The 21,128-nt window shown below is 66.0% G+C and carries 19 protein-coding genes; 7 read left to right on the top strand and 12 right to left on the bottom strand.

All coding sequences use genetic code 11. The features are described from left to right. Positions 1–747, bottom strand: a 747-nt coding sequence (mnmD, locus tag LPZ50_RS02285) for a tRNA (5-methylaminomethyl-2-thiouridine)(34)-methyltransferase MnmD (protein WP_230657085.1), incomplete at its 3' end; no start/stop codon positions are given. 154 nt (positions 748–901) lie between these two features. On the opposite strand from mnmD, the gene LPZ50_RS02290 reads away from it, so the two are divergent. Then, positions 902–1,774 (top strand): inositol monophosphatase family protein, encoded by an 873-nt coding sequence (locus LPZ50_RS02290; protein WP_230657087.1) that lies wholly within the window; start codon positions 902–904, stop codon positions 1,772–1,774. Positions 1,775–1,794: 20 nt separating this feature from the next. On the opposite strand, the gene LPZ50_RS02295 is transcribed toward LPZ50_RS02290, so the two are convergent. Further along, on the bottom strand, positions 1,795–3,468 hold the full coding sequence (locus LPZ50_RS02295) for an AMP-binding protein (RefSeq protein ID WP_230657089.1): 1,674 nt from the start codon (positions 3,466–3,468) through the stop codon (positions 1,795–1,797). An 80-nt stretch (positions 3,469–3,548) separates the two neighbouring features. Between LPZ50_RS02295 and LPZ50_RS02300 the strand changes: the two genes are divergently transcribed. Further along, positions 3,549–4,757, top strand: coding sequence for a M20 aminoacylase family protein (locus tag LPZ50_RS02300; RefSeq protein ID WP_230657091.1), 1,209 nt, complete (start codon positions 3,549–3,551; stop codon positions 4,755–4,757). A gap of 10 nt (positions 4,758–4,767) precedes the next feature. Here the strand turns inward: LPZ50_RS02300 and LPZ50_RS02305 are convergent, their stop codons facing one another. Beyond that, positions 4,768–5,658 (bottom strand): LysR family transcriptional regulator, encoded by an 891-nt coding sequence (locus LPZ50_RS02305; RefSeq protein ID WP_230657093.1) that lies wholly within the window; start codon positions 5,656–5,658, stop codon positions 4,768–4,770. A gap of 112 nt (positions 5,659–5,770) precedes the next feature. Here LPZ50_RS02305 and LPZ50_RS02310 point away from each other — a divergent pair, with 112 nt between their 5' ends. From LPZ50_RS02310 to mgtE, 3 genes are all read left to right on the top strand, one after another. Further along, on the top strand, positions 5,771–6,814 hold the full coding sequence (locus LPZ50_RS02310) for a YeiH family protein (RefSeq protein WP_230657095.1): 1,044 nt from the start codon (positions 5,771–5,773) through the stop codon (positions 6,812–6,814). Between the two features lie 77 nt (positions 6,815–6,891). After that, positions 6,892–7,299, top strand: coding sequence for an acyl-CoA thioesterase (locus LPZ50_RS02315; protein WP_230657097.1), 408 nt, complete (start codon positions 6,892–6,894; stop codon positions 7,297–7,299). Positions 7,300–7,308: 9 nt separating this feature from the next. Next, positions 7,309–8,781 carry a magnesium transporter gene (gene mgtE, locus LPZ50_RS02320; protein WP_230657102.1) on the top strand — a complete coding sequence of 491 codons (1,473 nt, stop codon included), beginning with the start codon at positions 7,309–7,311 and terminating at the stop codon, positions 8,779–8,781. A gap of 15 nt (positions 8,782–8,796) precedes the next feature. Here mgtE and LPZ50_RS02325 read toward each other — a convergent pair whose 3' ends face one another. After that, positions 8,797–9,258, bottom strand: a complete 462-nt coding sequence (locus LPZ50_RS02325; RefSeq protein ID WP_230657104.1) for an Lrp/AsnC family transcriptional regulator — start codon at positions 9,256–9,258, stop codon at positions 8,797–8,799. A gap of 33 nt (positions 9,259–9,291) precedes the next feature. Further along, entirely contained in the window at positions 9,292–10,554 is a 1,263-nt protein-coding gene (locus LPZ50_RS02330) for a D-amino acid dehydrogenase (RefSeq protein ID WP_230657106.1), read from the bottom strand. Positions 10,555–10,745: 191 nt separating this feature from the next. Here LPZ50_RS02330 and LPZ50_RS02335 point away from each other — a divergent pair, with 191 nt between their 5' ends. Continuing rightward, entirely contained in the window at positions 10,746–11,282 is a 537-nt protein-coding gene (locus LPZ50_RS02335; RefSeq protein WP_419195555.1) for a cysteine dioxygenase, read from the top strand. 6 nt (positions 11,283–11,288) lie between these two features. Here the strand turns inward: LPZ50_RS02335 and LPZ50_RS02340 are convergent, their stop codons facing one another. The 3 genes from LPZ50_RS02340 to LPZ50_RS02350 form a co-directional block, all read right to left on the bottom strand. After that, positions 11,289–11,969 carry a VOC family protein gene (locus tag LPZ50_RS02340; protein ID WP_329957628.1) on the bottom strand — a complete coding sequence of 227 codons (681 nt, stop codon included), beginning with the start codon at positions 11,967–11,969 and terminating at the stop codon, positions 11,289–11,291. Between the two features lie 152 nt (positions 11,970–12,121). Beyond that, a complete protein-coding gene (gene secA, locus LPZ50_RS02345) occupies positions 12,122–14,866 on the bottom strand; it encodes a preprotein translocase subunit SecA (RefSeq protein WP_230657117.1) in 2,745 nt (914 codons plus the stop codon). A 162-nt stretch (positions 14,867–15,028) separates the two neighbouring features. Beyond that, positions 15,029–16,012, bottom strand: coding sequence for a M23 family metallopeptidase (locus LPZ50_RS02350; RefSeq protein ID WP_230657163.1), 984 nt, complete (start codon positions 16,010–16,012; stop codon positions 15,029–15,031). 41 nt (positions 16,013–16,053) lie between these two features. On the opposite strand from LPZ50_RS02350, the gene LPZ50_RS02355 reads away from it, so the two are divergent. Beyond that, positions 16,054–16,545, top strand: coding sequence for a flagellar hook-length control protein FliK (locus LPZ50_RS02355; RefSeq protein ID WP_230657123.1), 492 nt, complete (start codon positions 16,054–16,056; stop codon positions 16,543–16,545). 7 nt (positions 16,546–16,552) lie between these two features. Here LPZ50_RS02355 and lpxC read toward each other — a convergent pair whose 3' ends face one another. The 4 genes from lpxC to LPZ50_RS02375 all read right to left on the bottom strand — a co-directional run bounded on the left by lpxC (position 16,553) and on the right by LPZ50_RS02375 (position 21,125). Continuing rightward, positions 16,553–17,476 (bottom strand): UDP-3-O-acyl-N-acetylglucosamine deacetylase, encoded by a 924-nt coding sequence (gene lpxC / locus LPZ50_RS02360; RefSeq protein WP_230657125.1) that lies wholly within the window; start codon positions 17,474–17,476, stop codon positions 16,553–16,555. Between the two features lie 228 nt (positions 17,477–17,704). Further along, complete coding sequence (gene ftsZ, locus LPZ50_RS02365; RefSeq protein ID WP_230657127.1) at positions 17,705–18,886, bottom strand: cell division protein FtsZ; 1,182 nt, start codon at positions 18,884–18,886, stop codon at positions 17,705–17,707. A 186-nt stretch (positions 18,887–19,072) separates the two neighbouring features. Then, positions 19,073–20,299 (bottom strand): cell division protein FtsA, encoded by a 1,227-nt coding sequence (gene ftsA, locus LPZ50_RS02370; RefSeq protein ID WP_230657129.1) that lies wholly within the window; start codon positions 20,297–20,299, stop codon positions 19,073–19,075. A gap of 4 nt (positions 20,300–20,303) precedes the next feature. Beyond that, the gene (locus LPZ50_RS02375) at positions 20,304–21,125 is read right to left on the bottom strand and encodes a cell division protein FtsQ/DivIB (protein ID WP_230657132.1); all 822 of its coding nucleotides are present in this window, start codon (positions 21,123–21,125) and stop codon (positions 20,304–20,306) included. Positions 21,126–21,128: the final 3 nt, after the last annotated feature.

The raw sequence follows: 21,128 nt of genomic DNA on the forward strand, positions 1-21,128 counted from the left end.
CTGCGCCCAGGCGTCGGCCGGCCCGGCCTGCGGCGAAGTGGCCAGCGCGCCCAGCGTCATTTGCCATTTGCCTCCGTAGCCGGGCCGCCTGCCCACCTGAAAACCCGCGTCCTGCAACGCGCGGCGCACATGGCCGGCACTGCACCAGGTTGCCACCGTGGCGCCGGGCGCCGCCAGCCGCGCCAGGTCGCGGATCAGGGCAGGTTGCCAGAGTTCGGGGTTGCGGACGGGCGCGAAACCATCCAGGAAGTAAGCGTCCACGCTGGCCCGCAACTGCGGGGCCACATCCGCCGCCGCGCCGAAGCCCAGCGTCAGCGTCAGCGCGCCGCCTTCGAATTCCAGGCGATGCAGCCCGGGCAGGCAGTCAGGCCACTGGGCGCACAGTTGTTCCGCCAGGCCGCGCAGCGCATCGGGCGCCAATGTCTGCAGCCAGCCGCGCATGGCCTCGCGCCCGAAGGGATGAGCCTCGATCGACACCATGTGCAGCCGCCGCGAGCGCGCCGGGTCGCTGCGCCATGCCTGCCACAGCGCCAGGAAGTTCAGTCCCAGCCCGAACCCTGTCTCGCAGACGGTGAAGCCGTGCCGCCCGCGCCAGCGCTCGGGTAAACCATTACCGCGCAGGAATACGTGTTCGATCTGCCCCAGCGCGCCTTCGATGGAATGGTAAACGTCGCCATACGCGGCACTGCGCAGATGCCCATCGGCGCCCAGGGAAGCATCAGGAGATATCAGGGGTGTATAAGGCATGGAGATAAGTCAGTACTTCGGCAGGCACCGCCCCGCGCGGGCGCCAAGCATACCCAACGCGACAGGCGGGTGACGTTGGCTGAAAGCCACGCTGCCCAGCGGGTTTTTGCGGTGAACCGGCAGGTCTGTCACGACATAGGCTTACACTGCTTTCATGCCGACGACACAACCTACCACGACGCAGGCCCCCTTGCTGGACCTGGGCGCCGCCATCGACACCGCCGTCTCGGCGGCGCATACGGGGGCCGCAATCCTGCAATCGTACGCGCACAATCGTGCCGACCTCGTGATCGACCACAAGGCGCGCAATGACCTGGTGTCGCAGGCCGATCGCGAAGCGGAATCCGCCATCCTCGATTCGCTGCAGACGCGCACCCCCGAATTCGGCATCGTGGCGGAAGAAACCGGCGGCGCGGCACAGGGGCCGGCCACTTGGTACATCGACCCCCTGGACGGCACCACCAACTTCCTGCACGGCATTCCCCACTATGCCGTGTCCATCGCCCTGGTCGCCCATGCCGGCACGCGCGTGCCGGGCGGCGGCCCGCTGGACGAAGACACGCCCGTCATCGGCGTGGTCTACGACCCCAGCCGCGAAGAACTGTTCACCGCAGTGCACGGCATCGGCGCCTGGCTCAACGGTCGGCGCATCGCCTGCTCGCGCACGCAAACCCTCGATGACGCGGTGCTGGCCACGGGCTTCCCGTTCCGCGACTTTTCATTCGCCGCCCAATACATGCCCATGCTGCAGGACGCCATCTGCACGGCACGCGGGGTGCGGCGCATGGGCGCGGCCGCCCTGGACCTGGCCTGGACGGCTTGCGGCCGTTACGACGGTTACTGGGAAATGGGCCTGGCGCCCTGGGACGTGGCGGCGGGCACGCTGATCCTGCGCGAAGCCGGCGGCGTATGCCACGACATGCACCGCCAAGACCCCTGGCCCGTGGGCGGCCGTGTCGTGGCCGGCAACCCGGCCATCGTGGAAGCCCTGCATGAACTGGTGGGCCCGCACCTGCAACAGGGCTGAAGCCGCGGCCCGGCCCCGCCCTATTTGGCGTCGTCGCGCAGTTCGCGCCGCAGGATCTTGCCCACGTTGCTTTTCGGTAGTTCGTCACGGAACTCGATCGCGTGCGGGCGCTTGTACCCGGTCAGCTTTTCCTTGCTCCAGTCGATCAACTGCGCCTCGGTCAGTGATGGGTCTTTCTTTACCACGAAAGCCTTCACCGCCTCGCCCGAATGTTCGTCCGGCACGCCCACCACCGCGCACTCGACCACGCCGGGATGCGCCGCCAGCACCGCCTCGACTTCATTCGGGTACACCTTGAAGCCCGACACCGCGATCATGTCTTTCTTGCGATCGACAATGCGTGTGTAGCCCTGTTCGTCCATGATGCCGATGTCGCCGGTGCGGAAGAAGCCGTCGGCCGTCATGCATTTCTCGGTTTCCTCGGGCTTCTGCCAATACCCCAGCATGACCTGCGGACCGCGTATGCAAACCTCGCCACGCTCGCCCAGCGGCATTTCGTTGCCGTTGTCATCAAGGATGGCAACGTCGGTCGAAGGCAGCGGCAGGCCGATGGACCCGGAATATTCGCGCGCATCGGTCGGGTTCACCGTGGCCACGGGCGAGGTTTCAGACAGGCCGTAGCCCTCGATCAGCGGATGCCCCGTCATTTTCAGCCAACGCTCGGCCACATGGCGCTGCACCGCCATGCCGCCGCCCAGGGTCAGGCGCAGGCCCGAGAAGTCCAGCGTGGCGAAATCCGCATTGTTGGCCAGTGCATTGAACAGGGTGTTCACGCCCGGGAAGATGTTCACGCCGGCCTTGCGCCACGCGCCGATCAGGGCGGGCTGGTCGCGCGGGTTGATCACCAGCACGTTGCGCATGCCCGCGAAAATGCCGAACAGCCCGCACACCGTCATGGCGAATACGTGATACAGAGGCAAGGCGCTAATGATAGTGAGCTGGGTATTTTCCAGGTCGCGCAGTGCCGGGCGGGCCACGGCCTGCAATTGCAGCACGTTGGCTATCAGGTTGCCGTGCGACAGCATGGCGCCCTTGGGCACGCCGGTGGTGCCGCCGGTGTATTGCAGTACCGCCACGTCGTCGTGGCCCAGGTCCACCGGCGTGAACGAGGCCGACGCGCCCTTGGCCAGCGCCTGCGGCAGGCGCACCGCGCCGTCGATGCGCCAGTCCGGAATCATGCGCTTGATGTAACGCGCCGCCAGGTTCACCAGCGGCGCCTTCAGCCCCCCCAGCAAATCGCCCGGCCCCGTCACCACCACATGCCGCAGCGCACCGCGGTCACGCACTTCCTGCAGGGTATGCGCGAAATTTTCCAGAATGACGATGACCTCGGCGCCGCTGTCCAGCAATTGGCGCTGCAGCTCGTCGGCCTTGTACAGCGGGTTGACGTTGACCACCACATGGCCGGCACGCAGCGTGCCCAGCAGACTGACCAGATAGGCCGGCACATTGGGCATCATCAGCGCCACACGCGCGCCCTTCTGCAGGCCCAGCCCCTGCAGCCAGGCGGCAAAAGCGCGCCCCTGGCGGTCGAGGTCGGCGTAAGTCAGGTCGGTGCCCATCGCGGTGCATGCCACGCGCTGTGCGTGTTTTTCGCACGCCTGGTCCAGCAATTGGGTCAGTGACGCATAGGGTTCGATAGAGATCTCGGCGGGAACGCCGTCGGGGTACTGCGCGAGCCAGGGTCGTGACATAGTGTGCCTCCGTGCGTTGTTATTGGTGATTTTGTCTGATAATACCCGTGTTGCCCTTGGCCTAATTCAACGAGACTCCGATGAACCTGCTCGAACCCATCGTTGCCTGGCACCGCGATATCGCCGACATCCGGCGCGATATCCACGCCCATCCCGAACTGGCTTTCGAAGAATTCCGCACCGCCGACCTGGTCGCCGCACGCCTGCAGGAATGGGGCATCGAAATCGACCGCGGCCTGGGCGGCACTGGCGTTGTGGGCATCATCCGCGGCAATACCGACAGCCCCCGCGCCGTCGGGTTGCGGGCCGACATGGACGCCCTGCCCATGCAGGAAGCCAATACCTTCGAACACGCCAGCCAGCACGAAGGCAAAATGCACGCCTGCGGCCACGACGGCCACACCGCCATGCTGCTGGCCGCGGCCCGCTACCTGTCGCAGCACCGCGACTTCGCCGGCATTGTGTATGTCATTTTCCAGCCCGCCGAAGAAGGCGGCGGCGGCGCCAAGCGCATGATCGACGACGGCCTGTTCCAGCGTTTCCCCATGGAAGCGGTGTTCGGCATGCACAACTGGCCGGGCCTGGATGTCGGCCAGTTCGGCCTGACCGCCGGCCCCATCATGGCATCCAGCAACGAATTCATCATCACCATACAGGGCAAGGGCACGCATGCCGGCATGCCGCACCTGGGCATCGACCCCGTCATGACCGCAGTGCAACTGGCCCAATCGCTGCAAACCATCATTACCCGCAACCGCAACCCGCTCGACGCGGCCGTGCTCAGCATCACGCAGATCCACACTGGCAGTGCCGACAACGTGGTGCCCAACCAGGCCATCATGCGCGGCACGGTGCGCACCTTTACGCTGGAAACGCTGGATCTCATCGAAACCCGCATGCGCGATATCGCGCGGCACACCTGCACCGCGCTCGACTGCGAGGTCGAGTTCGATTTCCGCCGCAACTATCCGCCCACCATCAACCATGCGCGGGAAGCGGCCTTCTGTGCCGAGGTCATGCGCGGCATCGTGGGCGCCGACAACGTCAACGACCACGTACAACCCACCATGGGGGCCGAAGACTTCGCCTTCATGCTGCAGGAAATGCCGGGCTGCTATGTCTGGATAGGCAATGGCGGCGGCGGCCATCGCGATGCGGGCCATGGCATGGGCCCCTGCATGCTGCACAACGGCAGCTACGACTTCAACGACGAATTGCTGCCGCTGGGCGGCACGTATTGGGTGGAACTGGCGCGCCAATGGCTGGCGCGCCCGGCCGGCGCCCGGTAAGCGCGGCGCATCAGGGGCTGGCCGCGCCCGGGGCGCGGCACATTTCCAGGAATCGCTCGGCCGCGCGCGCCGGGGCTTGCGCGTGCGGCACCAGGATACTCAGCCTGCGCGTCAGCGGCCGGGGCAGCAGGCGTATGACCGCCAGTGTGCCGTCTTCGTGGCGCATGGACATCAGCGATACAAAGCCGATGCCCAGGCCGGCCCGCACTGCCTGCTTCACCCCTTCCACCCCGGCCAGTTCCAGCCCCACGGCGGGCGCCAGGCCGGCGTCATGGAAGGCGCGCTCCACCAGTTGGCGCACCCCCGAGCCGGGCTCGCGCATGACCAGGACAGAATCCGCCAGGTCGCGCAGCCGTGCCCTGCCCGGGCGGGCCAGGGGGTGGTCGGCCCGGGCGATGGCCACCACCTCGTCTTCGCGCCAGCCATGCACCGCGGTGTCGGCCGGCAGGCCCGTGGGCACCTCGCCCTCGATAAAAGCCAGGTCCAGCGTGGGCAGGCGCTCGACAATCTGGCGGGTGTTGCCGTCGGACAGATTCAGGTTTACCGACGGAAAACGCCGCCGGAAATCCGCCACCAGAGCGGGTAACAGGTAACTGGCCGGCGTGGTGCTGGCCCCCAGGCGCAGCGTGCCGGTTTCCAGGCCGCGCCACGCTTCGCGCGCCGCCAGCGCCTGGTTGTATGCCTGCCGCAATTGGCGCGCCTGCTCGGCCAGGCGTTCGCCAGCCGCCGTCAGGGCAATGCCATGGCCGCTGCGCCGGTACAGGGGCTCGCCGAACCAGTCTTGCAGCAGTTTCAACTGGCCAGACACCGCCGGCTGTGACAAATGCAGCAAGCCGGCCGCCCGGCTGATATTGCCCGTATCGGCCACGAAGGCGAAGGTCAGCAACTGGTCTGGAGTCATAAACGTCTAAATATCGGTTTATCTGATATTACATATCCAAATTCAAAATTTCCCAAATAATAGCGGCGGACTTAATATTGCTTTTAGTTATTTAGATATAGCCCCACCCCTCATGTCTTCTTCATCTGCCCTGCCCCTGCCCACGCCCTGGCGCGACAAACTCAACGGCGTGCTGTTCGTTGCCCTGATGACCGTCGCTGTCATGCAACTGAGCGATTTGCCGGCCATCCGCCAATTGGGTTTCTCGCCGCTGGTGGTGGGTATCGTGTGCGGCATGCTGTACGGCAATTTCCTGCGCGGCACCATGCCGGCCGACTGGGCCGCCGGGGTCAATTTCACCGCGCGGCGCCTGCTGCGCATCGCGGTGGCGTTCTATGGCCTGAACATCAGCATCCAGCAGATCGCGGCCGTGGGCATGCCCGGGCTGGCGGTATCGGTGGCAGTGGTGGTGGGCACGCTGCTGCTGGGCACGGTGGTGGGCCAGCGCCTGCTGGGCCTGGATCGCGATACCGCCATGCTTACCGCGGCCGGCAGCGCCATCTGCGGCGCGGCCGCCGTGCTGGCCTTCGAACCCACGCTGCGGGCCGCCCCGCACAAAAGCGCGGTGGCCGTGGCCACCGTGGTGCTGTTCGGCACCTTGTCCATGTTCCTGTACCCCGTGCTGTACCACGCGGGCTGGCTGTCACTGGACACTCAGGCGCTGGGCATCTATATCGGCGGCACCGTGCATGAAGTGGCCCAGGTAGTGGGCGCGGCCAGCAATATCGACCCGGCCACCACCGAAGTCGCCACCATCGTCAAGATGACACGCGTGGCCCTGCTGGTGCCGGTGCTGCTGATACTGGGCATCTGGCTGCGCAGCGCCGCCGCGCGCGCCGAACCCGGCCAGGCCAAGGCGCGCCTGCCCATCCCCTGGTTCGCCGTGGGCTTCCTGGCGCTGGCCATCGTGAACTCGCTGGCCATTCTGCCCGCCGACGTCGTCACCGAGATCCGCCGCCTGGACATTTTTGCCCTGACCATGGCCATGACGGCGCTGGGCATCGAAACCCGCTTCAGCCAGATCCGCAAGGCCGGCCCGCGCGTGCTGCTGCTGGGCCTGATGCTGTATGCATGGCTGTTGCTGGGCGGCTACGGCATCGTCAAGCTGGCGGCCTGATACCCCCCATTCGCGGCCGCATGCGGCCGCGTTTTCCTGCATAATCGGCCGTCTCCACCCAGGTCAGGAGCCGGCCCATGCCCCACTCGAACCAACCGCCCGCCACGCTGCCCGCCGGCCGCGACCCGGTGCTGCGCGTCATGCCCATGCCCGCCGACGCCAACATCCACGGCGATGTCTTCGGCGGCTGGATCATGGCGCAGGTCGATATCGCCGGCTCGGTGCCCGCCGCGCGCCGCGCCGCGGGCCGGGTCGCCACGGTGTCCGTCAACGCCTTCCAGTTCAAGCAGCCGGTTTTTGTCGGCGATCTTCTCAGTTTCTACGCGTCCATCATCAAGACCGGCACGACATCGGTTACCGTATCGGTCGAGGTCTACGCCGAACGCCAGCGCCTGGATGCCGAAGTCGTCAAAGTCACCGAAGCCACACTAACCTACGTGGCCACCGACGAAGCCCGGCGCAGCCGCCCCCTGCCCACTCTGTAAGCCGCATTTATGACGCAACCTGCCGCCGCGACCAAGCCGCCCGCGACGCCCCGCCGGCTGGACCCGGAAGACGCCCAGCACGCGCTGGCCGAAGTCCAGGAACGCCTGCGGCGCCAGCAACTGGTCGAAGACCTGGTGCATAGGCAGGAGCAAGGCGACAGCAAGGCCTCGCTGGTCGAAGACCTGGTGCACCGCCAGCATGAAGCCGAGCTCAAGGCGCTGGTCGATGCCCTGCACCCGGCCGATATCGCCTTCATCCTGGAATCGCTGCCCAAAGACGAACGCCAGAGCGTCTGGCGCCTGGTCAGCCCCGAGCACGACGCCGATGTGCTGCTCGAAGTCGAAGACTGGGTCCGCGAGTCGCTCATCGAGGCCATGGACCGCCAGGACCTGGTGGCCGCCACCGGCAACATGGACGCCGACGAGCTGGCCGACCTGGCGCCCGACCTGCCGCCCGATGTGGTGGCCGAAGTCCAGAAAGGCCTCACCGAAGAAGAGCGCGCGCAACTGCTCGAGGCCATGGGGTACCCCGAAGACAGCGTGGGCGCCATCATGGACTTCGAAATGGTGCGCGTGCGCGAAGACGTCACGCTCGAAGTGGTGTTGCGCTACCTGCGCCGCCTGCACGAACTGCCCGATCACACCGACCAGGTGTTCGTGGTCGACCGCCAGGACAAGCTGCAGGGCATCCTGCCGCTGTCGCGCCTGCTGGTCAGCGAACCCGAAACCGAGGTGCGGGCCGTCATGAGCACCGACTTCCTCACGCTGAACCCGCTGGATTCCGACGCGGATGCCGCCGGCGCCTTCGAACGCTACGACCTGGTGTCGGCCCCCGTCATGGACGACCAGGGCCGCCTGATCGGCCGCGTCACCATCGCCGACGTGGTCGACGTCATGCGCGAAGATTCTCAAGAACAAGCCCTGTCGCGCGCCGGCCTGCAAGAAGAAGACATCTTCGCGCCGGTGGCCATGGCCCTGCGCAACCGCGCGCCCTGGCTGCTGTTCAATTTGTGTACGGCGGCCACGGCCTCGTTCGTGGCCTCGCGCTTCGAAGCCACCGTCAGCCAGATCGTCATCCTGGCCTTCCTGATGTCCATCGTGGCCGGCATAGGCGGCAATTCGGGCAACCAGACCATGACCATGATCATCCGCGCCCTGGCGGTGGGCCGCATCACGGGCCGCAACCTGTGGCAACTGGTCAAGCGGGAAATGCTGGTAACGCTGCTGGTGGGCCTGTGCGGCAGCGTGGTGGCCGCGCTGTTCGCCTGGGCCATCTCCGATTCCCTGGCAATTGCCGTGGTCATGATGGCCGCCATGATCTGCAACATGCTGGTCGGGGCTTCGGTGGGCGTGCTGGTGCCCATGGTGCGCGCGCGTTTCGGCAAAGACCCGGCCATCGGCTCGTCGGTGCTGCTGACCTTCGCCACCGACTCGCTGGGTTTTTTCATTTTCCTGGGCCTGGCCACCATCTTCCTGCTATAAGCCGGCGCCGGGCCGTCAGGGGCAGGCGTCCAACGGCAGTTCGGTGGTGCTCTTGATCACTTCCATGGAAAAGCTGGCGCTGACGTCCAGCAGGTCTACGGCTTCGATCAGGCGCTGATAAAAGCGGTCGTAGGCCGCCATGTCCTGCACCACCACTTTCAGCAGGTAATCGATGTCGCCCGCCATGCGGTGGAATTCCACCACGTTGGGCAGGGCCATGACCGCGCCGATCAGGCTTTGCGTCCATTTGGCGTTGTGCTGGCTGGTCTTGATGGTGACGAATACCGTCAGGTTCAGCCCCACGGCCTTGGGGTCCAGCAGCACCGCCGTGCGGTCGATGACACCGTCGTCTTTCAGCTTCTGGATACGGCGCCAGCAGGGCGTTACCGACAGGTTCACCTGCTCGGCAATGTCGGCCACGGGACGCGTGGCGTCTTTCTGCAGCAGGCTCAGGATCTTGAGATCGGTCTGGTCCATGGCGTTCCCGGTTGGGCGTTGGGGCGCGGCCCCTTAGCGGTAGCGATCGACCGTCAGGCCGTCCATGTCGATTTCCGGCGTGCGGCCGGCGACGATGTCGGCCACAATCTTGCCCGTTCCGCAGGCCTGCGTCCACCCATTGGACCCGTGCCCGCAGTCCAGGAACAGATTGGCGTAGCGCGTCCTGCCCAGGATGGCGGGGCCGTCGGGTGTCATGGGCCGCAGCCCGGCCCAGGGCTGCGCGTCGTCCAGCCCCACGCCTTCCGGAAACCATTCGCGCACCACGCTCTTCAGGAAGGCCACGCGCCCGGGGTCCACGGCCAGGTTGTAGCCCTTCAGTTCCGCCATGCCGGCGGCCCGCACCCGGTTGCCCAGGCGCGAGATCATGACCTTGTTGTATTCATCCATGATGGCCGCGCGCGGCGCGCGCGCCGGGTCATGGATACGGGCAGTGATGGAATAGCCTTTCAGGGGATAGATGGGCAGGGCCAGGCCCAGCGGCCGCAGCAGGAATGGCGTGTGCTGCCCCAGGGCCGCCACATAGGCGTCGGCCCGCAGCAGCCCGGCCTGGCCGTCCATTTGTACGCCCTGGATGCGGTCGCCCTCGCGCGGCAAGGCGCGTATGGGCATGCCGTAGCGGAATTCCACGCCCTGGCCGGCCAGGTAGGCGGCCAGGCCGGTGCAGAATTTGTGGCTATCGCCCGAACCGTCCAGCGGCAGGTACAGCGCACCCGCGATGGGGGCCGCGGACGCCGCCAGGGCAGGCTCCAGGCGCCGCGCGCCGGAATCGTCCAGCAATTGCCAGGGCACCTGGTATTCGTCCAGTGCCTGCGTAATGGCGCCAACGGCCGCCATGTCGGCTTCGCGCCGGAATATCTGCAGCGTGCCGTCTTTGTGATAGTCGAAGTCCAGCGGCAGGCCCGATTCCACCAGCGCCTGCAGGCAGGCATCGCTGTAGTGGGCCACGCGCTGCATGCGAAGCTTGTTGGCGCGAAACCGCTCGGCGTTGCAGTTGCCCAGCCAGCGCGCCAGCCAGGCCAATTTGCGTGGATTGGGCGACAGCGAAAACCGGATGGGCGCCTCGCGCTGCAGGGCCATTTTCAGCACCTTGCCTATCATGCCGGGCGCGGCCCAGGGGCCGGCAAAGCTGGGGCACAGGCCGCCGGCATTGCCAAAACTGGTTTCCCGCGCGGGCCCCGGCTGGCGATCCAGCACCAGCACCTGGTGGCCGTCGCGCCACAGATAATAGGCCGCGGCAATGCCGGCCACCCCCGCTCCCAGTACTGCGACTTTCATGCGCGCTCCCGGGCCCCAAGCCCGTGTGCCAAGAGCGCGCATTATGACGCGCCTGCGGCGGGCCTGCATAGCGGCAGCCGGCCACGCAAAAATTTTCCAAAGTGCTGGCCGTCAAGCGGCATTTTGGCAAAACCATTCCAGGTCCGGTCAGTAACATGAACCGCATGTTGTCCAACGCTAAGTTCGCCCCCATGCCCGCCCTGTCCGTCCGCCACGACGCCCCTGCCTGCCTGGACGCATTGTGCAATACCGTGCGTACCGCCCAGCGCAATGCCGCGCGGCACATGCTGGACGAACTGGCCATGGGCGACGCCGATACCCGCGGCATGCTGGCGCACCTGCCCGAATCGCTGCGCGCAGGCCGGCCCGATACTTATCTGCGGCACATTGCCTACAGCGACCCCAACGGCAGCTTCACTATTTTTTATCTGGTGTGGCGGCCGGGCCAGGCATCGCCCGTGCATGGCCATAAAACCTGGTGCACCTATCGCGTGCTGCAGGGCGAACTGCAGGAAACCCACTACCGCTGGGACGCCGCCCACGGCGTGGCGCTGCCGGCGGGCAACGCGGTGCGCAAGCCCGGCAAGGCCGTGACGGCCACGGCTGGCCTGGAACAGATCCATCGCCTGCACAACGCCAGCGATGGCATTGCCATCTCATTGCATATTTATGGTGTGGCCCTGGCCGACGCGCAAACAGGCGTCAACCACCTGGTGCAGGCCGCATAGGCCGGGCTACAGGCCCGTGTCCAGCGCGTAACGCGCGCCGTCGCGGTTTTCCAGCACCAGCGCCGACAATACGGGCTGCGTCGCATTGGCGTCTTGCGTGACATGCAAGCGCAAATTGCCCAGCGGCACATCCCAGCCGCCGTCCGCTGCCTCGGCCGCCACGTCGGCCACCACGCCCAGCCGCTGCGCCACCGCTCGCGCGTCGGCCGCCCTGGCCTCGATGCGATCAATGCGCAGCGCGCCGTTGGGGTGCTGCATCAATGCCGGCTGCCACACGCATTCCGGTGTGAGGTGGCGGCAAAAATACATGCGCATGCCGGGTATCGGCTGTTCGGCAAAGCGCACGGCATGAAAGCGGGCCTGTACCTCGCGGCCATCGACCAGCGCCGGACGGGTCAGCTCGGAAACCGGATTGACGGCGAACCCCGCGTCGCGCAAGCGCCGATAGGTGCCCTCGGCGTCATCGGTGCGAAACACCAAGGCTTCCAGGCCGAAGGGGGAATCGGCGATTTCCTTGCGTGCGGGCGGCGCGCCCGGCGGCCAGCCCAATAATTCGACATAGGTGCCGTCCAGCACGATCAGGCGGTTGCACGACCCCAGGTTGTGCACCGCCTTGTCGCTCAGGTGGAAGCCCTGCCGTTCGTAGTGCGGCGCCAGTTCATCGAGCCGGTCGCGCACCATGACCACCGCATGGTCGAATTCGGTGCGCGTAGCGCTTTGCGACTCGCCCGGGCCGGAAACAGATGCTGCCGGACCGGGGACGCCGCGGAGCCGGCTTTGCCGGTCCGCCTGCGTCGCCCCCCCGGGGGGGAAGCGCGCAGCGCTTCGGGGGGGGGCTTTCAAGCCAGCTTGCCGTGGCACTGTTTGTACTTCTTGCCGCTACCGCACGGGCACGGGTCGTTGCGGCCCACCTTGGGCACGAAGTTGCGTACCGGCTGCTGGGCCGGCTGGGAGTCGGCATCGGTGCCGGCCAGCGCCTCGTCGTAGTCGGAATGGTGATACTGCACGTTCTGCACGTGCGGCTGGGCGGCCTCGGCCTCGGCGGCCTGTTCCACCTGCTCGGCGGACTGCACCCGCACCGTCATCAGCACGCGCACCACGTCATCGCGCACCCGGTCGAGCATGCCCGAGAACAATTCGAAGGCTTCGCGCTTGTATTCCTGCTTGGGATTCTTCTGTGCATAACCGCGCAGGTGGATACCCTGGCGCAGGTAGTCCAGTGCCGACAGGTGTTCGCGCCAATGCGTATCGATGGCCTGCAGCATGATGGAACGCTCGAACTGCGCCCAGGGCTCTTCGCCCACCTGGGCGATCTTGCCTTCGTAGACGCCGCGCACGGCCTCCTGCACCCGGGCCAGCAGGTCGTCGTCGGTGAGGCTGGACTCTTTTTCCAGCATGTCGGTCAGGGGCAGCTGGATTTGCCAGTCGGCGGCCAGGGTCTTTTCCAGCGCGGGAACATCCCACTGCTCTTCCACCGATTCGGCGGGCACATACTGGCGCACCAGATCGGTGGCCGCGGCCTCGCTCAGGCCCTCGATGGAAGCGCGGATCGACGAGGATTCGAGCACTTCGTTGCGCTGCGCGTACAGCACCTTGCGCTGGTCGTTGGCGACGTCGTCGTATTCCAGCAGTTGCTTGCGAATGTCGAAGTTGCGGCCTTCGACCTTGCGCTGCGCGGTCTCGATCGAGCGCGTCACCATGCCGGCCTCGATGGGCTCGCCTTCCGGCAGCTTCAGGCGTTCCATGATGGCGCGCACGCGGTCGCCCGCGAAAATGCGCATCAGGGAGTCTTCCAGCGACAGGTAGAAGCGCGAAGAGCCCGGATCGCCCTGGCGGCCGGCGCGGCCGCGCAGTTGGTTGTCGATGCGGCGCGACTCGTGGCGTTCGGTGCCGATGATGCGCAGGCCGCCCGCCGCCTTGACCTGCTCGTTGGCGGGTTGCCATTCGGCCCGTATCGTCTGGATGCGGGCCTCTTTGTCGGCGTCGGACAAGGTTTCGTTGGCGCGGATCAGATCGATCTGCTTGTCGGCGCTGCCGCCCAGCACAATGTCGGTGCCGCGGCCGGCCATGTTGGTGGCAATGGTGATGTGGCCAGGCTTGCCGGCTTCGGCCACGATCTCGGCTTCACGCGCGTGCTGCTTGGCGTTCAGCACTTCATGCGGCAGCTTGGCCTGCTTCAGCAGGCCAGCCAGCAATTCGGAATTCTCGATGCTGGTGGTGCCCACCAGCACCGGCTGGCCACGCTCGTGGCAGTCGCGGATATCGGCCAGGATGGCGTTGTATTTTTCCTGCGCCGTCTTGAAGACCTGGTCGTTCTGGTCCTTGCGGACCATGGGCTTATTGGTGGGGATGATGACGGTTTCCAGGCTGTAGATTTCCTGGAATTCGTAGGCTTCCGTGTCGGCGGTGCCGGTCATGCCCGACAGTTTGTCGTACATGCGGAAGTAGTTCTGGAACGTAATGGATGCCAGCGTCTGGTTTTCGTGCTGGATCTTCACGCCTTCCTTGGCCTCGACCGCCTGGTGCAAGCCGTCGGACCAGCGGCGGCCCACCATCAGGCGGCCGGTGAATTCGTCGACGATGACCACTTCGCCGTCCTGGACCACATATTGCTGGTCGCGGAAGAACAGCGTGTTGGCGCGCAGTGCCACCATCAGGTGGTGCATCAGGGCGATGTGGCGCGGGTCGTACAGCGATTCGCCCTCGGGCAGCAGGCCTTGCTGGCTGAGGATGCGCTCGGCGTTCTCGTGGCCGCTTTCCGACAGGAAAACCTGCTGGGATTTTTCGTCCACCCAGTAGTCGCCTTCGGGCTCGGGCTCGTGCGGCTTGGGCTCGGCGGCCATGCGCTGCAGCAGCGGCGGCACGGCGTTCATGCGCACATAAAGCTCGGTATGGTCTTCGGCCTGGCCCGAGATGATCAGCGGCGTGCGGGCTTCGTCGATCAGGATGGAGTCGACTTCGTCGACAATGGCGTACGAAAGGCCGCGCTGCCGGCGGTCTTCGACACGGTATTCCATGTTGTCGCGCAGGTAGTCGAAGCCGAATTCGTTGTTGGTGCCGTAAGTGATGTCGGCGGCGTACGCGGCGATTTTCTCGTCGTTGGGCTGCTGCGGCACCACCACGCCCGTGCTCATGCCCAGGAAGCGGTACAGGCGCCCCATCCATTCGGCGTCGCGGCGAGCCAGGTAATCGTTGACGGTTACCACGTGCACACCCTTGCCGGCCACGGCGTTCAGGTACACCGGCAGCGTGGCCATCAGGGTCTTGCCTTCACCCGTGCGCATTTCGGCGATCTTGCCATTGTGCAGCGCAATACCGCCCAGCATCTGCACGTCGAAGTGGCGCATGCCGAACACGCGCTTGCCCGCCTCGCGAACCACGGCGAACGCCTCGGGCAGCAAGTCGTCGAGCGACGCGCCCTGCGCGTGGCGGCTGCGGAATTCCTGGGTCTTGGCCGCCAGTTCCTCGTCGGAGAGCGCGGCGGTCTTGGATTCCAGTGCGTTGATCTGGGTAACCAGCTTGCGATACTGCTTAAGCAACCGGTCGTTGCGGCTGCCTAGGAGTTTTTTGAGCAGAGAAGCCATGCGTGTCGGTGGGCGGCGCCGGTGGCGCCCCGCCCCAAAAGGCCGGGCTCCGCGCGGCGCGGATTGTTATCTGGTTGAGCGGTCGGTACCGCCGGGAAACAATCGAGTTTAACGCACCTGCGGCGCATCGGCCCGGCGAACCGCAAATGTCCGCGAACCGGGCTATTGGGTAACCGCCACGCCCGCCGCGGCATCGGCCGCCTTGGCCACCACCGGAGGCCGCGCCTCGGGCGATTGCAGGAACAGGCGGGGATCCAGCGGCTGGCCCGCCAGGCGCACCTCGAAATGCAGGTGCGGGCCCGTCGACCTTCCAGTGGACCCCACGCGGGCGATTTCCTGGCCGCGCCCGACCAGGTCGCCGGGTTTGACCAGCAGCTTGGAAGCATGCGCGTAGCGGGTGATCAGGCCATCGCCGTGGTCGATCTCGACCGTATTGCCGTAGCCGGCCAGATAACTGGCTTCCAGCACCACGCCGCCCGATGCCGCCAGGATGGGCGTACCCGAAGGGGCGGCGAAATCCAGCCCCTCGTGCATCGCGTACCGGTGCGTCACCGGATTGCGCCGCCAGCCATAAGACGAGCTAAGGTAGGGGTACTCGGTAACCGGCATGGTGGACGGCAGGCGTGCCTGGTCGGCCGAACGGCGTGTCAGCGCCACGTCCAGCATGCGCAGGTTGTCCGTCTGGTGGGCTAGCCGGGCCTGCAGTTCATCGAGCTGGCGGCCCAGCACTTCGGCGGATTCGGCCGAAGGCGGCTGGCGGTCGGTGAACAGGTCGTCCATGACCTGCCCGGCCTGGGCCGGCGCCTTGATCTCGGCGGCCAGTTCCGGGTCGGTGTAGGCCACGCCCGCCACCTGGGCCACGCGGCGGCCCAGGCCGTCTATGCCCACCAGCTTGGCCTGCAGTTCGCCCACCTTGGCCGCCAGCAAGCCCACGTTTTCGCGTACGAAGGCGGCTTCGCGTGCCGGCTGGCCGTCCTGGGCGTAGGTGCCCCAATCTACCGAATACGCCGGCGGGGCAACAGGAGTAAGGTAACGCTGTACGGTGGCGCCCACCAACGCCGCGGTGGCCACCACGGCGGCCACCAGCAGGCCCAGGCGCGTGCCGCCCAGGGCCACTTGGCCGGGCTGCCCGTCGCGGGCGTGCATAATCACGATTTTCAAGGTACGTATCCTGTTATCAAGCTGGCATGAACAGACCTGCTTCACACCGCTCACGTTCTTCCGCCAGCCGGCGGGGGGAAAACACCGCGCTGGGATGGCTGGGTCATGATGCGCGCGGCGCCGGAGTTCTGGCGACGGCGCGCACCCATTTACAAATACAGCGTGCCGTGGCCGCAGTGCTGCCGCCAGCGCTGGGCGCCGTGTGTGTGGTTGCCAAACTGGAAAGCCAGCGCCTGCAACTTGCGGTGCCCGGCGCCGCCCATGCGGCCAAGCTCAGGCAATTGGCCCCACGGATCGCACAGGCACTCAACGCCCAAGGCTGGAACCTTAACGAAATTGCCGTCCGGGTTCAAGCGGGAATGCCCAAACCCGGGGCAAAAGCGCCCCGTCCGCCCAAGGAAGCCCAACCCCTGGGCGACAGCGCCCTGGGAGCCTTTGAAACCCTGCAGGAAAATTTGCGGCCAGGGCCCCTGGCCGATGCGGTGGCCAGGCTGCTGGCCCACCACAAGAAAGGCTAGCCTGGCGTCAAGCCAGCTTCCATTCGTGGCGGAACGCCTGCGGCGCGTCGGCCTGCGATTCGTAGGTAACCAGTTCCCAGGCGTCTTGCTGTTCCAGCAGCGCGCGGGCCAGCTGGTTATTGAGGCCGTGGCCGGACTTGCAGGCCACGTAACGCGCCACCAGCGGCTTGCCCAACAGATACAGGTCGCCGATGGCGTCCAGGATCTTGTGCTTGACGAATTCGTCGTCGTAGCGCAGGCCGTCGCTGTTCAGCACCCGGTATTCGTCCATGACGATGGCGTTGTCCAGACTGCCGCCACGGGCCAGGCCCATGGATCGCAGGGCCTCGACTTCGTTGACGAAGCCAAAGGTGCGCGCGCGGGCGATTTCGCGCACGTATGAATGCGTGGCGAAATCGATTTCGGCGAAATTCGCCGTGGAATCGATGGCCGGATGACGGAAGTCGATGGAAAACGCCAGCGAAAAGCCATCGTGCGGTTCCAGGCGGGCCCACTTCAGGCTGCGGCCCTCGCCCTCGCGGATTTCCACGGGCTTGAGCACCTTGATGAACTGCTTGGGCGCGTTCTGTTCCACTATGCCGGCCGAGCGCAACAAGTACACGAACGTGGCGGCGCTGCCGTCCATGATGGGCACTTCTTCGGCGGTAAGGTCGACGTGCAGGTTGTCGATACCCAGGCCCGCCAGCGCGGACATCAGGTGTTCGACCGTGGAAACGCGCACATCGCCCTTTTGCAGCACCGAGGCCATGCGCGTGTCGCCCACGCCCAGGGCCTGTGCGGGAAGGTCGACGACCTGCGGCAGGTCGACGCGATGGAAAACAATGCCCGTATTGGCTTCGGCAGGACGCAGGGTGAGCTCGACCCGGCGCCCGGAATGGACGCCTACGCCAGTGGTACGGACGAGGTTCTGAATGCTGCGTTGTCGAAACATGGGATGGGAATCAAGAGCCTGCGCCGGCAAATATCAATGAAATCACCGGCATAAGTGCTTATTGTAACCTCGGCGCAAGTTCCACGCCATCTGCGTGAAACATTTGCCGACATATCTGTCCCCTTTATGGGCGGCGCGAGCGCGCGCCGCCCCGCGTCCGGCCCGCCTTGGGGAAGGCGGGCCGGCGCCGAGGGAGTCGGGCCGGTTCCCCGGCCCGGTACTGCTACATCAGTCCGCCTGCTTGCGCAGGAAGGCCGGGATGTCGAAATGATCCATACCCGAGCTTTCCAGAGCACGCACCTGGGCCGACGCCTGGGTGCGCGGGTTGCGCATCACCGACGGCATGTCCAGGTTGCGGTAGTCGCCAGGCTGGCCGCCCATCCCGCCCAGGGGCAGGTTGTCGGTACCCGTGCGCAGCGCTTCCGCGGCGTTCTGCACCAGTTGCGGACGCGCGGCGGCGCGGCCCAGGCCGGTGGCCACCACGGTTACCCGCAGGCTGTCGCCCATGGCTTCGTCGTAGGCGGTGCCGAAGATCACGGTGGCGTCGTCCGAAGCATAGCTACGGATCGTTTCCATGATTTCGCGCGTTTCGCGCATCTTCAGCGTGCGGCTGGCGGTAATGTTCACCAGCACGCCGCGGGCGCCGTTCAGGTCCACGCCTTCCAGCAGCGGGCATGCGATGGCCTGTTCGGCCGCCACGCGGGCGCGGTCGGCGCCGCTGGCGGTGGCCGTGCCCATCATGGCCTGGCCCTGCTCGCCCATGATCGTCTTGACGTCTTCGAAGTCAACGTTCACGTTGCCCTCGACGTTGATGATCTCGGCGATACCGGCGCACGCATTGTGCAGGATGTCGTCGGCGGACCGGAAGCAGTCTTCCTGCGTGGCGTCCTCGTCCATCAGTTCATACAGGTTCTCGTTGAGAACCACGATGAGCGAATGCACGTGCTTGGCCAGCTCGCCGATGCCGTCCTCGGCCATCTTCAGGCGCTTATTGCCTTCGAAGACGAAGGGCTTGGTCACCACCCCCACGGTCAGGATGCCCAGTTCCTTGGCCACTTCGGCCACCACCGGGCCCGCGCCCGTACCGGTGCCACCACCCATGCCGGCGGTAATGAACACCATGTGCGCGCCGTTCAGGGCCGAACGGATTTCTTCCCGGGCAGTTTCCGCCGAAGCGCGGCCCTGTTCAGGCTTGGCGCCGGCGCCAAGGCCGGTACGGCCCAGGCGGATCTGCACCGGTGCATTGGTCGCCGCCAGCGCCTGCGCATCGGTATTGGCGCAGATGAAATCCACGCCGTGCACTCCGTTGCGGATCATGTGCGCGACGGCGTTGCCGCCCGCGCCCCCAACACCCACGACCTTGATAACGGTCCCTTTGGTGTTGTTTTCAAGCATCTCAAAGTTCATCATGATGACTCCCTCACAAGTCTGAATTTGCAAATCACAAAAATTCCCCAACAACCTATCTTTTGTGAATCGCCTCAAAGCCGACGCCGGCCGGATGGTCCGCAACGGGTTTGAAACGTCTCCCCATTCGGCCCGTCCCGCCCTTGCGGGTGGAACGAGCCAGGAGCAGGCCCCAGTCTGCCCCCTTGATCAATTCATGAACCACTCCTTCATCCGCGCCAGCAGGCTCTTGAAACTGCCGGTCTGCGCGGCCACCTTGCGGCCCCGCACACGTTGCATGCGGGCCTCTTGCAGCAGGCCCATCACCGTCGAGAAGCGCGGGTTGCGCATCACGTCGGACAAACTGCCTTCGTACTCGGGCACCGCCACGCGCACGGGCTTCAGGAATACGTCTTCGGCCAGCTCGATCATGCCGGGCAGTTGGGCGGTGCCGCCAGTCAGCACCACGCCCGAGGCCAACAGGTCCTCGTAGCCGGAATCGCGCACCACCTGCTGCACCAGCGAGAACAGCTCTTCGACGCGCGGCTCGATCACGGCGCCCAGCGCCTGGCGCTTGACCTGGCGCGGGCCGCGGTCGCCCAGGCCGGGCACTTCGACGGCCTCGTCGGGGCGCGCCAGCACCTGCTTGGCCACGCCGTAGCGCAGCTTGATTTCTTCGGCGTCAGGCGTGGGCGTACGCAGCATGGCCGCGATGTCGTTGGTGATCTGGTCGCCCGCGATCGGCAACACCGCCGTGTGGCGGATCGCGCCGCCCGTGAAGATGGCCACGTCGGTCGTGCCGCCGCCGATGTCCACCAGCACCACGCCCAGCTCTTTCTCGTCGGACGTCAGGCAGGCCAGGCTGGACGCCAGCGGCTGCAGGATCAGGTCCTGCACTTCCAGCCCGCAGCGGCGCACGCACTTCACGATGTTCTGCGCGGCGCTCACCGCGCCAGTGACGATGTGCACGCGGACTTCCAGGCGCAGCCCGCTCATGCCGATGGGCTCGCGGATGTCTTCCTGGCCGTCGACGATGAATTCCTGCGTCAGCACGTGCAACACCTGCTGGTCGGTGGGAATGTTGACGGCCTTGGCGGTCTCGATCACGCGCGCCACGTCGGTCGCGGTGACCTCCTTGTCTTTCACGGCCACCATGCCGCTGGAATTGAAGCTGCGGATATGGCTGCCCGCAATACCGGTATAAACGTCCCGGATCTTGCAGTCGGCCATCAATTCAGCTTCTTCCAGTGCGCGCTGGATGGAGTTGACGGTGGTCTCGATATTGACGACAACACCTTTGCGCATGCCGCGCGACTCATGCTGGCCCAGGCCCAGCACTTCGAAGCGTCCTTCCGGCAGGATTTCGGCGACCACGGCAACCACCTTGCTGGTGCCGATATCCAGGGCGACGATGAGGTCCTTGATGTCACGGGTCATGGCGTTAACGCTTCTTTGAAGATGTGGATGAAGATTTCTTGGCCTGCGCATCGGGCAATGGCGCCAATGCCAGGGCAAAGCCGTTGGGGTAGCGCAAGTCGGCTTGCGTGACGCTGCGGCCTTCCAGCTTGCTGTTCACGGCGGGCCAGGCCTGCACGAAACGCTGGATGCGCGCCGCGAACGGCAGCGCCCCCGGCAAGCCGTGCGGATCCGGCGCATCGGCACCCGGGTCGCGGCCCAGGTCGAGCGCCATGCCATTGGACAGCGTGGCCTTCCAGGCATAGCGCGCGCTCAGGTCGAGTTCGCGCACCTGCAAGTCCAGCGGGGCGAACCAGCGGGCCAGTTCCGCGTAGCGCTGCACCACCAAGCCTTCCGAACCCTCCGGCCCGGAGAACTGCGGCAGGTCCGAATCGTCGTCCAGTTCGCCCGTGTTGGCCGTGAACGCCTCGCCCCAGGTGTTGATCATCTGGTTCTCGTTCCACAAGGCCAGCGGCTGCTGCTCCTCGATGCGCACGCGCAGGGTATCCGGCCAGATGCGGCGTATCGAAGCGCGCCGCACCCAGGGCACCGACTCGAACACGGCGCGCGCCTCGTCCAGGTCTACCGTGAAGAAATTGCCCTCGAAGCGCCGCGAGATCACCGCCCGTACCGCCTCGGGCGACACATAGCGCAATTCGGATTCGGGCGCGGGTTCCAGTTCGATGGCCGACAACGTGAAGTACGGACGATGCGCCACCCACACCACGCACGCGGCGAGCATGGCCACCACCGCCAGCACGGCCAGCGTGTTGGCGATCAGGTTGGTGGTGCGAGCGTCGTTCCACACGGA

Source organism: Bordetella petrii (assembly GCF_020991325.1).
GTDB lineage: Bacteria > Pseudomonadota > Gammaproteobacteria > Burkholderiales > Burkholderiaceae_B > Bordetella_A > Bordetella_A petrii_E.

Excerpts from the sequence above, each read along its gene's own strand:
- LPZ50_RS02325 (WP_230657104.1), bottom strand. The coding sequence starts at position 9,258 with ATGGACCAGACCGATCTCAAGATCCTGAGCCTGCTGCAGAAAGACGCC.
- LPZ50_RS02305 (WP_230657093.1), bottom strand. The coding sequence starts at position 5,658 with ATGACTCCAGACCAGTTGCTGACCTTCGCCTTCGTGGCCGATACGGGC.
- LPZ50_RS02335 (WP_419195555.1), top strand. The coding sequence starts at position 10,746 with ATGCCCGCCCTGTCCGTCCGCCACGACGCCCCTGCCTGCCTGGACGCA.
- mgtE (WP_230657102.1), top strand. The coding sequence starts at position 7,309 with ATGACGCAACCTGCCGCCGCGACCAAGCCGCCCGCGACGCCCCGCCGG.
- LPZ50_RS02290 (WP_230657087.1), top strand. The coding sequence starts at position 902 with ATGCCGACGACACAACCTACCACGACGCAGGCCCCCTTGCTGGACCTG.
- LPZ50_RS02330 (WP_230657106.1), bottom strand. The coding sequence starts at position 10,554 with ATGAAAGTCGCAGTACTGGGAGCGGGGGTGGCCGGCATTGCCGCGGCC.
- LPZ50_RS02355 (WP_230657123.1), top strand. The coding sequence starts at position 16,054 with ATGAACAGACCTGCTTCACACCGCTCACGTTCTTCCGCCAGCCGGCGG.
- LPZ50_RS02315 (WP_230657097.1), top strand. The coding sequence starts at position 6,892 with ATGCCCCACTCGAACCAACCGCCCGCCACGCTGCCCGCCGGCCGCGAC.
- LPZ50_RS02350 (WP_230657163.1), bottom strand. The coding sequence starts at position 16,012 with ATGCACGCCCGCGACGGGCAGCCCGGCCAAGTGGCCCTGGGCGGCACG.
- ftsZ (WP_230657127.1), bottom strand. The coding sequence starts at position 18,886 with ATGATGAACTTTGAGATGCTTGAAAACAACACCAAAGGGACCGTTATC.
- secA (WP_230657117.1), bottom strand. The coding sequence starts at position 14,866 with ATGGCTTCTCTGCTCAAAAAACTCCTAGGCAGCCGCAACGACCGGTTG.
- ftsA (WP_230657129.1), bottom strand. The coding sequence starts at position 20,299 with ATGACCCGTGACATCAAGGACCTCATCGTCGCCCTGGATATCGGCACC.
- LPZ50_RS02300 (WP_230657091.1), top strand. The coding sequence starts at position 3,549 with ATGAACCTGCTCGAACCCATCGTTGCCTGGCACCGCGATATCGCCGAC.
- lpxC (WP_230657125.1), bottom strand. The coding sequence starts at position 17,476 with ATGTTTCGACAACGCAGCATTCAGAACCTCGTCCGTACCACTGGCGTA.
- LPZ50_RS02310 (WP_230657095.1), top strand. The coding sequence starts at position 5,771 with ATGTCTTCTTCATCTGCCCTGCCCCTGCCCACGCCCTGGCGCGACAAA.
- LPZ50_RS02295 (WP_230657089.1), bottom strand. The coding sequence starts at position 3,468 with ATGTCACGACCCTGGCTCGCGCAGTACCCCGACGGCGTTCCCGCCGAG.